General features: G+C 43.9%; 13 protein-coding genes. 7 read left to right on the top strand and 6 right to left on the bottom strand.

Going from position 1 to position 13728, the window contains the following annotated elements; translation table 11 throughout:
- The first annotated feature begins 3 nt into the window (after window positions 1-3).
- The 5 genes from ACED41_RS13010 to lipA all read left to right on the top strand — a co-directional run bounded on the left by ACED41_RS13010 (window position 4) and on the right by lipA (window position 4454).
- Entirely contained in the window at window positions 4-843 is an 840-nt protein-coding gene (locus tag ACED41_RS13010) for a septal ring lytic transglycosylase RlpA family protein (protein WP_371725103.1), read from the top strand.
- 93 nt (window positions 844-936) lie between these two features.
- Window positions 937-2118: a serine hydrolase gene (locus tag ACED41_RS13005; RefSeq protein WP_017068508.1), complete on the top strand. Its 1182-nt coding sequence runs from the start codon at window positions 937-939 to the stop codon at window positions 2116-2118.
- 232 nt (window positions 2119-2350) lie between these two features.
- On the top strand, window positions 2351-2629 hold the full coding sequence (gene ybeD / locus ACED41_RS13000; protein WP_026084358.1) for a DUF493 family protein YbeD: 279 nt from the start codon (window positions 2351-2353) through the stop codon (window positions 2627-2629).
- A gap of 195 nt (window positions 2630-2824) precedes the next feature.
- The gene (gene lipB / locus ACED41_RS12995) at window positions 2825-3484 is read left to right on the top strand and encodes a lipoyl(octanoyl) transferase LipB (RefSeq protein ID WP_004737632.1); all 660 of its coding nucleotides are present in this window, start codon (window positions 2825-2827) and stop codon (window positions 3482-3484) included.
- Between the two features lie 4 nt (window positions 3485-3488).
- Window positions 3489-4454 (top strand): lipoyl synthase, encoded by a 966-nt coding sequence (lipA, locus tag ACED41_RS12990; protein WP_017064177.1) that lies wholly within the window; start codon window positions 3489-3491, stop codon window positions 4452-4454.
- 204 nt (window positions 4455-4658) lie between these two features.
- On the opposite strand, the gene ACED41_RS12985 is transcribed toward lipA, so the two are convergent.
- The 3 genes from ACED41_RS12985 to ACED41_RS12975 form a co-directional block, all read right to left on the bottom strand.
- Window positions 4659-6020, bottom strand: a complete 1362-nt coding sequence (locus ACED41_RS12985) for a sodium-dependent transporter (RefSeq protein ID WP_371725102.1) — start codon at window positions 6018-6020, stop codon at window positions 4659-4661.
- Window positions 6021-6309: 289 nt separating this feature from the next.
- A complete protein-coding gene (locus tag ACED41_RS12980; protein ID WP_102333775.1) occupies window positions 6310-7086 on the bottom strand; it encodes a YggN family protein in 777 nt (258 codons plus the stop codon).
- Window positions 7087-7174: 88 nt separating this feature from the next.
- Window positions 7175-7648 carry a GreA/GreB family elongation factor gene (locus tag ACED41_RS12975; RefSeq protein ID WP_102333774.1) on the bottom strand — a complete coding sequence of 158 codons (474 nt, stop codon included), beginning with the start codon at window positions 7646-7648 and terminating at the stop codon, window positions 7175-7177.
- Between the two features lie 145 nt (window positions 7649-7793).
- Between ACED41_RS12975 and ACED41_RS12970 the strand changes: the two genes are divergently transcribed.
- Window positions 7794-9728: an ATP-dependent DNA helicase RecQ gene (locus ACED41_RS12970; RefSeq protein WP_371725101.1), complete on the top strand. Its 1935-nt coding sequence runs from the start codon at window positions 7794-7796 to the stop codon at window positions 9726-9728.
- 64 nt (window positions 9729-9792) lie between these two features.
- On the opposite strand, the gene dinB is transcribed toward ACED41_RS12970, so the two are convergent.
- Window positions 9793-10869, bottom strand: coding sequence for a DNA polymerase IV (gene dinB / locus ACED41_RS12965; RefSeq protein WP_029235195.1), 1077 nt, complete (start codon window positions 10867-10869; stop codon window positions 9793-9795).
- Between the two features lie 162 nt (window positions 10870-11031).
- Between dinB and ACED41_RS12960 the strand changes: the two genes are divergently transcribed.
- Window positions 11032-12270 (top strand): response regulator, encoded by a 1239-nt coding sequence (locus ACED41_RS12960; RefSeq protein WP_371725100.1) that lies wholly within the window; start codon window positions 11032-11034, stop codon window positions 12268-12270.
- A 134-nt stretch (window positions 12271-12404) separates the two neighbouring features.
- On the opposite strand, the gene nqrM is transcribed toward ACED41_RS12960, so the two are convergent.
- A complete protein-coding gene (nqrM, locus tag ACED41_RS12955; RefSeq protein WP_009848378.1) occupies window positions 12405-12659 on the bottom strand; it encodes a (Na+)-NQR maturation NqrM in 255 nt (84 codons plus the stop codon).
- 16 nt (window positions 12660-12675) lie between these two features.
- Window positions 12676-13680 carry an FAD:protein FMN transferase gene (locus ACED41_RS12950; protein WP_017059913.1) on the bottom strand — a complete coding sequence of 335 codons (1005 nt, stop codon included), beginning with the start codon at window positions 13678-13680 and terminating at the stop codon, window positions 12676-12678.
- Window positions 13681-13728: the final 48 nt, after the last annotated feature.

The following is a 13728-nucleotide window of genomic DNA, read 5'->3' as shown; positions in this document are numbered from 1 at the left end:
TCGATGTCTATTACAACGTTTCCAAAAAAAGCATCCTTGGTTGATGAGCTGCCAATCAAAAAAATAGCCTCTATCTTAGGGCTAGCGATTTTAATCAATGGTTGTTCTTCAAAGCAGCCAACAGGCCGCTACGATATTGATTCAGATATTGCACCAGACGCACCTATCTCAGTAGAGCATCTCGAGGATGCTCACCCTCAGTATGAACCTTATAGTTTAGGTGGTAACACGGATTACACTTTACGTGGCGAAGACTACAAGATCGTAAAGAAGACCGAAGGGTTTACTGAGAAAGGCAAAGCCTCTTGGTACGGTAAGAAATTTCATGGTCACTTAACGTCTAACGGCGAGATCTATGACATGTATTCGATGTCTGCGGCGCACAAAACATTGCCAATTCCAAGCTATGTAAAAGTGACGAATACCGACAATAACAAAACGACGATTGTTCGTATCAATGACCGCGGCCCATTCCATGAAGGCCGAATCATTGACCTTAGTTATGCGGCAGCTTACAAGCTCGATGTGTTGAGAACCGGCACGGCAAATGTTGAGATTGAAGTCATTACTGTGGCTATGCCAACCGACGCAAATAAAAAGGCTGCTTTACCGCAATTTATTATTCAAGTCGCAACATCTCCACATGAAGATAGGACCGAAAAGTTAGCGAAAGATCTAGCCGAAAAGCTAGAAGTAGCAACGTTCTTGCAGCCAAATGATGACAAATACCGTCTGATGATTGGGCCATTTCATGACTATGCTCTGACTCAAGAGAAATTAGAACAAGTTAAGCTAATGGGTTACCCGTCAGCTTATATAAAAAAACACACCCTAACTCGCTAATTAATCTAACAGTTACTTCTGGTAATCAGCGCTCTGGTGTGACAGAGTGATTCTGTTAATATATGAATAGTTCACCAAATAATTGCATTCAAAATGATTAAATCTAATAAACTTGTTAAATCGATTTTTGCTACTTCTGTTGCTCTTTCTGCAACGATAGCTACATCGTCATTCGCCGCTCCTATTGTTGTTCCTGATGCACCTCAAATCGCCGCTAAAGGTTTTGTTCTGATGGATTACCATTCAGGCAAAGTACTAGCAGAGAAAGAGATGAATACTCAGCTTTCTCCAGCAAGTTTAACCAAGATGATGACGAGCTACGTGATCGGCCAAGAGCTCGACCGTGGCAACATCAACCTAAACGACGATGTTGTAATCAGTGAAAATGCTTGGGCTAAAAACTTCCCAGATTCATCTAAGATGTTCGTTGAAGTGGGCACTACGGTTAAAGTTGAAGAATTAAACCGCGGTATCATCATTCAATCAGGTAACGACGCATGTGTTGCTATGGCTGAACACATCGCTGGCTCTGAAGATGCATTCGTTGACCTAATGAACGCTTGGGCAAGCTCTATCGGCATGAAAGACACGCACTTTGCTAACGTGCACGGTCTAGACAACCCGAACCTATACTCAACGCCTTACGATATGGCGCTACTTGGTCAGGCGCTGATTCGCGACGTACCAGACGAGTACCGTATCTACTCAGAGAAGAAATTCACATACAACGGCATCACCCAATACAACCGTAACGGTCTGTTATGGGATAAGAGCATGAACGTTGATGGCATCAAAACGGGCCACACAAGCAATGCAGGTTACAGCCTAGTAAGCTCAGCGACAGAAGGCAAAATGCGCCTAGTGGCTGTAGTTATGGGCACCAAGAATGCGAATGCTCGTAAAACAGAAAGCAAAAAACTGCTTAGCTACGGCTTCCGCTTCTTTGAAACAGTGGCACCACACACAGCCGGTGAAACCTTCGTAGAAGAGAAGATCTGGATGGGTAGCAAGGACACAGTTGCACTGGGTGTCGACGAAGATACTTTCGTAACGCTACCTCGTGGTCAAGCTAAGAACCTGAAGGCAAGCTTCGTTCTTGAGAAAGAACTAGAAGCGCCAATCAGCAAAGGCGATGTAGTTGGTAAACTATTCTACCAAGTAGACGGTGAAGACGTTGCTGAATACCCACTACTAGCACTTGAAGATGTAGACCAAGGCAGCCTATTCAGCCGTCTATGGGACTACCTAGTTCTTCTGTTCAAGGGTTTATTCTAAACAAGCAAAAGGTTTGTTCTAGGTAAAACCCAAGCTTGTTGTATAGCTAACCTAATGAGTAAGTTCATGATTTACTCATTAGCGAACCAAAAGCCGCCATGTGCGGCTTTTGTTGATCTTGAGTTCGGTGATATTTACACGTAATATTCCGCCTTATTACTCGTGTCTGTTGACCGAACACGCTTTTTATCGACATTTCGCCAATTTGCGAGAGTCTAGCCTTTTGGAGTTAATCATGAACATCAATTCTGATGCAAAACTAAAAGACCTCTTAGAGTTCCCTTGTTCATTCACTTACAAAGTAATGGGCCACGCTAAGCCAGAACTGACTGAGCTAGTACTAGAAGTGATCCAGCGTCATGCTCCTGGTGACTACAGCCCAACGCTAAAACCGAGTGCGAAAGGCAACTACCACTCTGTTTCTATCAATATTACTGCGACTTCAATTGAACAAGTAGAAACTCTTTATAAAGAACTGGGCGAGATCGAAATCGTTCGTATGGTTCTGTAATCTCCGATTACACATGAAAAACAGCGGCTTATTGCCGCTGTTTTTGTTTAAAGCACCCTATCTAGCTCAAATTCATTCAACTTAATTTTCAATAAATACAAAGAAAGTTGAAAAACCTTGCAGTCCGTCTGTAGTTAGAATCATGTTTCGCGTTTATAATGCGTTCACTTTATTAATCCTTGAGGGAGTGCAGCTTTGCAAAATAAGCTAATCGTAAAAAAATTAGGCCGTCAGGATTACGAACCTGTATGGAAAGCCATGCATAAGTTCACAGACGAACGCACGGAAGAAGACGTAGACCAAGTTTGGTTGGTTGAACACAACCCTGTCTTCACTCAAGGACAAGCAGGCAAAGCTGAGCATGTATTAAATGCTGGTGATATCCCTGTAATACAAAGCGATCGCGGTGGCCAAGTGACTTATCACGGCCCAGGCCAATTAGTGGCTTACTTTCTGATTAACATCCGCCGCAAGAAATTCGGAGTACGTGATTTGGTTACTCATATCGAAAACCTCGTAATCAATACTCTGAAAGCTTACAATATAGATTCAGCTGCCCGACCTGACGCTCCTGGTGTTTATGTCGATGGCAAGAAAATCTGTTCACTCGGATTACGTATTCGACGTGGCTGCTCGTTCCACGGGCTAGCACTCAACGTCGATATGGACCTGTCTCCATTCCTACGTATTAACCCATGTGGTTACCAAGGTATGGAAATGGCGCAGGTAAGCCAACTCGGCGGACCAAGTGAACTAGAAAACGTTGAGCAACAGTTAATACAAGAGCTCGTAGAGCTACTCGGCTATGACCAAGTAGACATTCAAGCCACCAGTAACATTACAGCAGAAGCATAAAATCATGAGCAAACCAATCCAAATGGAAAAAGGCGTTAAATATCGTGACGCTGACAAAATGGCATTAATTCCCGTAAAGAATATGCCTGCTGAACAGAAAGAAGTTCTACGTAAGCCTGAATGGATGAAGATTAAACTTCCTTCAGACAGCCATCGTATTCAAGAAATCAAATCAGCAATGCGCAAAAACAACCTGCACTCAGTTTGTGAAGAAGCGTCTTGTCCTAACCTAGCCGAGTGTTTCAACCACGGTACGGCAACGTTTATGATTCTTGGCGCTATCTGTACTCGTCGCTGCCCGTTCTGTGATGTTGCCCATGGTCGTCCTGTTGCTCCTGAAGCTGAAGAGCCGAAGAAACTAGCTAAAACAATTCAAGACATGAAACTGAAGTACGTTGTAATCACTTCAGTTGACCGTGATGACTTGCGTGATGGCGGTGCTCAGCACTTTGCTGACTGTAACCGTGAGATTCGCGAACTCAACCCAAATATTCGTATCGAAACACTGGTTCCAGACTTCCGTGGTCGTATGGACGTTGCACTTGATCTAATGAAAGACAACCCGCCAGATGTTTTCAACCACAACCTAGAGACAGCGCCACGTCTATACCGTAAAGCGCGTCCAGGTGCGAATTACAAGTGGTCTCTTGATCTACTGAAGAAATTCAAAGAGCAGCACCCTGATATCCCAACAAAATCAGGTGTGATGATGGGTCTTGGTGAGACAAAAGAAGAGATCGTTCAAGTACTGAAAGACCTTCGTGAACATGGTGTGACTATGCTGACACTAGGCCAATACCTAGCACCAAGCCGTCACCACTTACCAGTAGAACGCTACGTGCCGCCTTCTGAGTTCGATGAGCTGAAGGAGATTGCTCTAGAGCTAGGCTTTACTCACGCAGCGTGTGGCCCGTTTGTACGTTCTTCTTACCATGCGGACTTGCAAGCTCAAGGTATGGAAATTAAGTAATCACGATTGCTTAACGAACAATGCAAAGGCGCTGAATATTATGTTCAGCGCCTTTTTTCTATCTTGTTCGTGCCGCTATAGCTTTATATTTCGTGCCACTAAGCTTTATATAAAAACAACAAAGCCACTCTTTATGAGTGGGTTTGTGCTTAATATTTCAAGTTCAGAGGAGGTAATTTCAAAAAGCCCAGATAGGGTTCTGCATTAACCGAAAGATGCCCAGATAACCGTTGCTACCAAAATTGGGCACACAAACTTCACATACATTGGCCAAACCTTACCAAACCAACCAAGTTGAAAATCAGGACTGCCTTGTTCAAGCTCTTTCACTTTTGAAGCTCGGCTCCATACCCAACCACCAAACACACAGAACATCAGTGCAGCGACTGGTTGAAGATACTGAGTTGCAATCATCGCTACCATGCCAAACATCGCAGCAAAGTTGTAAACAATCACCACACTAAACAGCGCGATAGCACCACCAATCACCCAGCTTGTTGGCGTTCGTCTAGTATTGAAACGCTCACTCACTAGCGCAACCGGGCCTTCAAGCATCGAAATCGAAGAAGTCAGTGCAGCAATCGTTAGTAGTAAAAAGAACACAATCGCAAAGATCTGTCCAAGCACACCTAAACTATCAAACATCAACGGCAAAACCGTGAATACTAGAGTGTCAGAGCTTAATAGTGAGCCGTCTTCAGCGTAGATTTGAACGCCTTTTTGCATCGCAACAAACATTGCTGGCATCACCACTAATCCAGCAATAAAAGCGACAGCAGTATCAACCAGCGTCACGTTCATCGCCATTTTTGGCAGGTTCTCTTTCTTGCTTAAGTAAGAGCCATAAACCAACATCGAGCAACCGCCAATAGTGAGCGAGAAGAAGCCCTGTCCCATTGCCGCCAGAATCAATTTTCTATCCCACACTTTCTCAAAGTCTGGAACAAGGTAATGTTTTAAGCCTTCCATCGCGCCAGATTGCGTCATGATGTAAACAAACAATAAGCCAAATAAAACAAACAGCGCAGGCATCAAACGAGTCGACCACTTCTCGATGCCTTGCTTAACACCGCCCTGCACAATCAAGATAGTCAGTACATAGAACGCGACGGTACCAAATACGTTGCGCTCAACACTGAAGCCTTTAAACCAATCAGCAATCGCTTCTAGGCCGATAAGATCCGCGACCGCACCAATTAGGAAGCAGATCAACCAGCCACCAACAATACTGTAAAACGCCAATACGGCGCTTGGTACACTCAGTCCAACCCAACCGATAAACTCACTGACTTTCTTACCCAAAGGGTTTGTCGTCAAAGATCGCATGCTATCAACTGGGTTTGCTTGGCCGTGACGGCCGATAGCCATCTCAACCACCAGCATAGGGAAAGCAACCACGAAGATCATGATCAAATAGACTAAAAGGAAAGCGCCACCACCATTGCTGGCAACTTGAGTCGGGAAACCCCAAATATTACCCAAGCCAACCGCTGCACCAGCCGCTGCTAAAATAAAGCCTAAACGAGAGCTAAAGTGCTCTCTTGAAGAGGAAGGTTGTTGGTCCATATCGCCCGCATTAAGAATCAGTGAACTAGTTGGGAAGTACAGTAATAAAAAGCAATGATAGGCACAACCAATAAATGAACAATTCTCTATTTTTTACAATCAATGCGCTATTTAGAACCACAAAATTAACAAAAGACCAGTCTTATCGTTCAATTAGAAACAACAAAGCGAAATGGAAGGCTTGAGAAGGAAATGGATTAAATAGAGATAAATACTCGCCGTATGGTTCCATTTATACAAACAAAAAGAGCACCAAACGGTGCTCTTGTGATTCATCAGTTAATTCAGATTAGATCGTGAATACTTGATAGTCCTTTAGATTCGGAATGATTTCATGCAGCTCTTGCTCTTGTTCCGCCATCTCATCAAGAGAATCACAGAACTCATTCGCTTCCTCTTTCACTTGTTGAGAGTGTTCTTTCATTCGCTCTTCAACTTTCAGCTTTAATTCAGCCATACTGTCAGCCAATTCAGTCAGGTTTAGGCCACCATCTTGTTTCATTTTTTCTGACATCGCATTAAAAGCGCTAGAGATAAATTCTTGGTTAAAGATTTCTTTCGCCTTCTCGAAATCTTCAGACCAGCCATTGGCCATCGAATCAAAGCTTTCTGCAGGTAACACTAATTCGCCATCTTTGTAATAACGCGCTTCCAGTTCTGCAAAGTAGGTTTTCATCGATTCTTTTACATTATCAAATGACTCAGGTGAATCCAGGCTAGCCGCGATATCATCAATCACGTCATTGGCTAACGCTAAGCTATCGTTCGCCATTTGTTTCGCTCGAGGTAAGTACTCACTCATATTTTCGCGGTATTTCTCAATCGCCGCTTGTTGGTCGGCATCAAGCTCAACCTTCTCACCATGGATATAGAGGTCGTTGTTATCATCAAAAACGGCCGTATCACCATTCACTTGATGGATTTCGACTTTTTGATCATCGATTCTTAGTTCATTCTTCAAATCAACTCGACACTGAGCAGCAAACGTTGGCAGGCTCACAACTGCCATCGCCGCAGTTAACGATGCAATTAATACACTGTTTTTCATAAATACATAGCTTTTCATAACATCCTCTCATCAATCTGACAGATTACTATACCCTTGGATTATGCCTCTTTGTCAGAGAAACGTTTTATATCTATTAGTCAGTTAGTTAGTCGATAGAGATAACTTCGTAGCAAAACTGCTTATCAGCGACTTTAAATTCAATCTCATCGCCAACTTCTTTACCCATTAGAGCCTGACCAAAAGGTGCATTTGCCGTCACGATGGCAATCTCATTCTCATTCCACGTGACAGAAAGCCCGCCGACTCTAGGTCCCATAAAAAAGTGTTTATATTTATCATGCTCGTCAATGACCACAACGTAGCTGCTCACTGCAATCTTCTCACTATCACGCAGCACTAAGTTGCGATAACACTGAATGTCGTCCTCACACTCTTGCACCCTCACCGCTTGGCCATGGGCGAGATATGAAGCTTCTAGTGCCAATGTATCGTACTTATGCTCAGGCACTGTCTCTTCATCTGTCGCAGCATCAATCGCGCGTTGAGTAGCAGATTGTGCGATACGTAATCGGGATTCGAGTTGCTCTATGATTATTTGGCGAAGCTCAGACTTATTCATACTATTGGGGTGCTTTTCTATAGGAGCTACAGAATAGAATTAGGTACAATCAGGTGCAAGACATTTGATTCATCAAGCGACGCTATCATGAATAGGCGCCCGCTTTAGCATCAATACGACACTTAATAACTCAGGTAGAACATAAATGATTGAGCAGAAGCTAAAACAAGTATTCGGATTCGACTCACTGCGTAATGGGCAAAAGCAAGTCATTGATAACGTTCTATCTGGTCACTCGACTGCGGCCATATTCCCAACAGGCTCAGGTAAATCTCTGTGCTATCAATTACCAGCATTAGAGTTGCCGCACTTAACCTTGGTAATATCACCGCTTTTAGCCTTGATGAAAGACCAACTCGCTTTCCTGCACAGTAAAGGCATTAGCGCAGCGGCAATCGAGTCAAGCCAAGACAGACAAACAACACAACAGGTTATGCAGTCGGTACGTAACGGTGACACCAAGATCCTCATGATCTCCGTTGAGCGCTTGAAGAACGAACGCTTTCGTCAGTTTATCTCCCAAGTGCCTATCTCACTGCTTGTGGTCGATGAAGCGCACTGTATTTCAGAATGGGGACACAACTTCAGACCCGATTACCTGAAGCTTCCTCAATACCAAAAGCAGCTCAATATTCCTCAGGTTCTACTACTGACAGCCACTGCGACTACAGCGGTTATCCAAGATATGAAGTCAAAGTTTGAAATTGATGAGGAGCGCGTTGTGGTTACGGGTTTCTATCGTCAAAATCTCGATCTGTCGATTCAACCTTGTGAACAAACCAGTAAGCTAGAAACCTTGTGCAATGTGGTTAACCAAGCTTCTCTCGCTCCGACTATTGTTTATGTCACCCTTCAACAAACGGCAGAGATGGTGGCTCAGCAGCTTCGCAATGCTGGCGTTAATGCAGTGGCTTACCATGCGGGTCTTAAGCCTGAAAATAGAGATGCTATTCAACACCAATTCATGAATGATGACGTGAGCTGTATCGTCGCAACTATCGCGTTTGGTATGGGCGTGGATAAGTCCAACATTCGCCGAGTGATTCACTTTGACTTACCAAAATCGATCGAAAACTACTCACAAGAGATCGGCAGAGCTGGTCGAGATGGGCAAGCGTCTGAATGTATTTTACTGGCTAACAAACACGGTTTAAGCACACTCGAGAACTTCGTTTTTGGTGATACGCCAGACAACATATCGATCCAAGCGGTATTAAAAGAGATCTACGAAAATCAAAACATTGGCGCTTCTGGCTCGAATCAATGGGAGATCATGCTTAATCAACTATCACGTGAATCCAACATTCGTCAGTTACCGCTAAAAACACTACTGGTGTATCTCGAAATTGAAGGTGTGATTGAGCCCAAGTACAGCTACTTCGCAGACTACAAATTTAAGTTCATTCGTCCGAAACAGCAGATCACAGAGCAATTTCAAAGTGAACGTCGTCAATTTGTCGAAGCGATTTTCCAATGCTCTCCTCAAGCAAGAGTGTGGTGCCAAGTCGACTTCGATGCGCTTTGGACACACTTCCAAGCCGATCGTCAGCGTGTGATTGCGGCTATCGACTACTTCAATGAACAAGGTTGGATTGAACTAGAAAGCAAGCAGATCACCGATGTCTACGCGATCCACAATACTTCTGAAGATATGATGCAACTGTCAGAGCGTCTAACTGAGTTGTTTAAAGCAAAAGAAAACAGCGAGATAAACCGCCTTAACCAAATGCTGAATTTCTTTGAGGCGGATACTTGCCTAAGCTCACGCCTTGCGAGTTATTTTGCCGATGATAAAGCACCAACAAACTGCGGTCACTGCTCTGTATGTCGAGGAGAAGTGGCAATCTTACCAACCGTTGATGTTGAACCTATCGATGATGAGACGGTGATGACATGGATACATGAGTTTATTTCGGCTAGCCAACAACTGATTACCGACGAGGCAATTACTCGCTTCTTATGTGGAATCGCCACCCCGCTTTCAACCAAACTCAAAGCCAGTAAAATGGTCGGTTACGGCAAGCTAGAGCAGCAACCGTTCAGTGATACCTTAGCGCGAGTAAAACAACTTCCTAGGTAATTCTTACTTATAAAAAGCCGACTAGGCTATGAAGCGTAGTCGGTATTCATCTCACTCATTATCTTTAAAAGAAGCTCAACTGACGCATTTGGTCTTTAGGTTGCAGCATTACGCTTAAACCAAGCAGGCGTATTTCTCGCCCCTGTTGTCTTTTCAGTATTTCACTAAGCAGCTCTTTGAAGTGTTCACGATCGAGAGAGGCATGGATGTGTTCAATCGTGGTTTGTTGAAAGTCGGCGAACTTGAGCTTAATGCCCTGCTTGATGATCGCTTTGCTTGGGCTAGCCTTTTCTAAGCGAGTCTCGAGTTCAGGAAATAGCTTATCTTCGATTACCTGCCAACATTCTGCGTAGCTTGAAATGTTTTGGGTAAAGGTGCGCTCTACACCTACCGATTTTCGCTCGCGCTCGATGATAACTTCTCGATCATCAATGCCATGACTGCGCTTCCAGAGTGATGCACCTTGACGGCCAAACTTGAGTAGCAGGTCTCGATAGTCAGACTCTTTGATATCCTTACAAGTAAAGAAACCCGCTTGGTGCAGCTTTTCTATGCTCACTTTGCCGACACCGGGAATCTTTTCAAGTGGTAGCTCATCGATCACTGATTGCACGTCTTGTGGAGGGATAACAAACTGACCATTGGGCTTATTCAGATCTGAGGCCACTTTCGCCAAGAATTTAATCGGTGCAATTCCTGCAGAAGCTGTCAGGTTCAGTTCGTTCCAAATATCACGGCGAATAGACTCGGCAATAAGTGTTGCTGAACCGTGACACCGCTTAGAATCGGTGACATCAAGGAAAGCTTCATCCAAGGAAAGTGGTTCAATGATTGATGTGTATCGAGAGAAGATTTCACGGATCTTTTTAGATATCTCGACATAGACCGACATTCTTCCCGGCACAACCAATAGATTAGGACAAAGCTGTAGGGCCTTTCCGGTAGGCATTGCAGAGCGAACACCAAACTTGCGGGCTTCATAATTACAGGTGCTCAAAACGCCGCGTTGCTTTTCATGCCCACCAACAGCTAACGGGCGATTTCGGTAAGCAGGGTTATCACGCATTTCTACAGCCGCGTAAAAACAATCCATATCGACATGGATTATTTTTCTGACTTTCTCTTGGTCCGAACTGCACATTTGGAAATAACTCAACCTTACAACTGTATCTATGAACAGTATAATCAATTATTCTCAGATTTAAAATGATCTGGAGTCCAGCTCAACAGGTTTCACTTCATTCGCCGCCCACTATTCTGATAGTATTGTTAGGAGTATTTAGTCTATAAGTAGGGATAGCTTTTGAGTGAAAAAATACTAGTGGTAGAGGATAGTCGCGCATTCAGAAACTATCTTTACCAACAATTTAAGAACGATGGCTATGAAGTTGCGTTGGCGGAATCTGTAGAAGAAGCCAAAGCGATCTTAGAGCAAGAAACGGATTTCTTGTGTGCAGTCCTCGACTACTGTTTACCTGACGGTCAAGACGGCGAGATCATTGATCTCGTCTTAGGCTATCAACAGAAAATCATTGTCCTGACCGGGATGTTCGACAATCAACTGCGAGAGCAAGTCCTAGCCAAAGGCGTTATCGATTACATACTTAAAGACAGTATGTCATCAGTAAGCTACCTACTTCCCCTGGTTCAAAGAATTTCGAATAATCGCCATCACAAAGCATTGGTTGTCGATGATTCAGCGGTCGTTCGCCGTTACATAGCTCAACTTCTAGAACACCAATATATCCAAACAATCCAAGCCGAAGATGGCGAACAAGCATTAAAGCTTCTTCAGAACGACCCTGATATTACATTCGTTGTTACAGACCATGATATGCCGAAGAAAGACGGTATAGCGATGATCCGTGAGATTCGACGCGATCACGACAGAAACCAGTTGGCCATTCTAGGATTATCCGGGAGTGATGATCGCACTATGACAGCGCGATTCCTTAAAGCGGGTGCCAACGATTTCCTTTACAAACCTTTTAACCAAGAAGAGTTTTTCTGCCGTATCCATCAGCTGCTTGATATGAAAGAAGCGGCTAATGAGCTATTTCGACATGCCAACGAGGATGCTCTTACTGGCTTATGGAATCGTCGCTACCTGTTCAATCATCCTTGTAAAGGCTGCGATCAACGAAACATCGCGATGATGGACATCGACTTCTTTAAGAAAGTGAATGATACCTTTGGACACGATGGTGGTGATGCCGTGCTGATCGATGTAGGGAAAATAATCAAAGATCATTTCAAAGACGATGTCGCTGTGCGCTTTGGTGGCGAAGAGTTTTGTATTCAGTCGTGCTGCGCATTTGAAAGCTTTGTTGACAACTTAGAGTCCATGAGAGAAGCCATTGAAAGCCATGTTGTTGAGCATGACTCTCAAAGAATCAAGGTCAGTATCAGTATCGGCGTAACCGATTTAGACGCGAAGTTAGATGAACAGATCAAAGCCGCTGATGAGCTTCTTTATACGGCAAAAGAGCAAGGTAGAAACCAACTAGTGTTTGCGCGTAACAGCATGCAAATCGAACAATAGTCATTCGCTTTTGTTTCCATTTTGGTATGCCAAGATTAATTGCTAGACCTCAAAACTAAAAAAGCTCAAGACGATAATCTTGAGCTTTTCAATTTGAGGGCATAGATAACTCTATCCCCTATGACTGTCACCCATTAAGCGATACGGTCTTTACTCCAAGCCGCTTCTTTTTGTTGACGCTCAGCCAGCTTCTCTTCACGGTAAGCTTCACGTGCTTCACGCTTCTTACGCGCGTCACAAGGTTCAGGGCAGTTACATACTTTATCAATACCAACAGCACCCAAACCGCCACAGCTACCTTTCACAACTTTCTTTTGGATAATGTAGCCAATTGACATCGCTGCGATTACTGCAAGAAAAACACCAAATGTAATCAGAAATGTATTCATAATTATCTCGCTTACCTTATTTACCTAAGTATGGCTTAAATGCTTCAGAAGCAATTTCTTTAAAGCCATCTGCTGTTTTTACCACCATGAACACTGGGATGTTATGTTGGTTTGCGACTTCCATTCCTTTTTCCTCACCTAAGACCATAAGGCCCGTAGATAAGCCGTCTGCAGTCATTGAAGACGGGTTTAAAACAGTCACAGAAACCACTTTATGGTGAAGAGGCTTTCCTGTTTCAGGGTTGATGATGTGTGAGTAACGAACACCATCACGTTCAAAATAGTTACGGTAATCACCAGAGGTTGCGATAGCCATATCACCCGGCTCGATGATCTCTTGGATATTACGCTCATCAACGCTTGGTTTCTCAATCGCGATACGCCAGCCCACGTTCTCACGGTTTAAACCTTTCAGACGAATTTCGCCACCGACTTCAACCATGTAGTTGTGAATACCGATAGAATCAAGGTAGTCAGCGACGACGTCAACACCCCAACCTTTTGCAATCGTGGATAGATCGACATACAGGTTAGGTAGGTCTTTCTTCAACATGTTGCCTTCAACACTAAGATGATGGATACCAATCTTAGCCTTGCGAGCCGCCAGCTCTTCATCTGATGGCACAACTTCAGGACGAGCTTCAGGACCAAAACCCCATAAGTTAACTAACGGACCAACCGTTACATCCAGAGCTCCTTCAGTAAGACCGTTCAAACGAATCGCTTCTTTCACAACCGTCGCTGTTTGCTCAGATACTTCGAACGCATCCGCACCTTTATGCTGGTTGAAACGGCTTAATTCGGAATCTTCACGGTAAGTCGACATCTGGTCGTTTACTTCTTCAAGTAGACGATCGATCTCTGTATGAACTTCATTAGACTCAGGAAATTCATCACCATTGATGTATTTAATATTGTAACTCGTGCCCATCGTTGGGCCACTCAAATGCACTTGCTCTCTTGACTGCTCACAGCCCGCAAGAAAAATCAAAGAAGTTAATGCAACAAGCCAAATTCTCACTTGCTTACTCCTGTCTAATGTTGAGGATTTATATAAGGAAAAATAAGA

The sequence above is a fragment of the Vibrio sp. 1F255 genome, from assembly GCF_041439145.1.
Lineage (GTDB): Bacteria > Pseudomonadota > Gammaproteobacteria > Enterobacterales > Vibrionaceae > Vibrio > Vibrio crassostreae_C.
Note: the sequence above shows the minus strand (reverse complement) of the source record. Positions and strands in the feature narration are given on the sequence as shown.

Excerpts from the sequence above, each read along its gene's own strand:
- ACED41_RS12985 (WP_371725102.1), bottom strand. The coding sequence starts at position 6,020 with ATGGACCAACAACCTTCCTCTTCAAGAGAGCACTTTAGCTCTCGTTTA.
- ACED41_RS12975 (WP_102333774.1), bottom strand. The coding sequence starts at position 7,648 with ATGAATAAGTCTGAGCTTCGCCAAATAATCATAGAGCAACTCGAATCC.
- ACED41_RS13010 (WP_371725103.1), top strand. The coding sequence starts at position 4 with ATGTCTATTACAACGTTTCCAAAAAAAGCATCCTTGGTTGATGAGCTG.
- nqrM (WP_009848378.1), bottom strand. The coding sequence starts at position 12,659 with ATGAATACATTTCTGATTACATTTGGTGTTTTTCTTGCAGTAATCGCA.
- ACED41_RS12970 (WP_371725101.1), top strand. The coding sequence starts at position 7,794 with ATGATTGAGCAGAAGCTAAAACAAGTATTCGGATTCGACTCACTGCGT.
- lipA (WP_017064177.1), top strand. The coding sequence starts at position 3,489 with ATGAGCAAACCAATCCAAATGGAAAAAGGCGTTAAATATCGTGACGCT.
- ACED41_RS12980 (WP_102333775.1), bottom strand. The coding sequence starts at position 7,086 with ATGAAAAGCTATGTATTTATGAAAAACAGTGTATTAATTGCATCGTTA.
- ACED41_RS13005 (WP_017068508.1), top strand. The coding sequence starts at position 937 with ATGATTAAATCTAATAAACTTGTTAAATCGATTTTTGCTACTTCTGTT.
- dinB (WP_029235195.1), bottom strand. The coding sequence starts at position 10,869 with ATGTGCAGTTCGGACCAAGAGAAAGTCAGAAAAATAATCCATGTCGAT.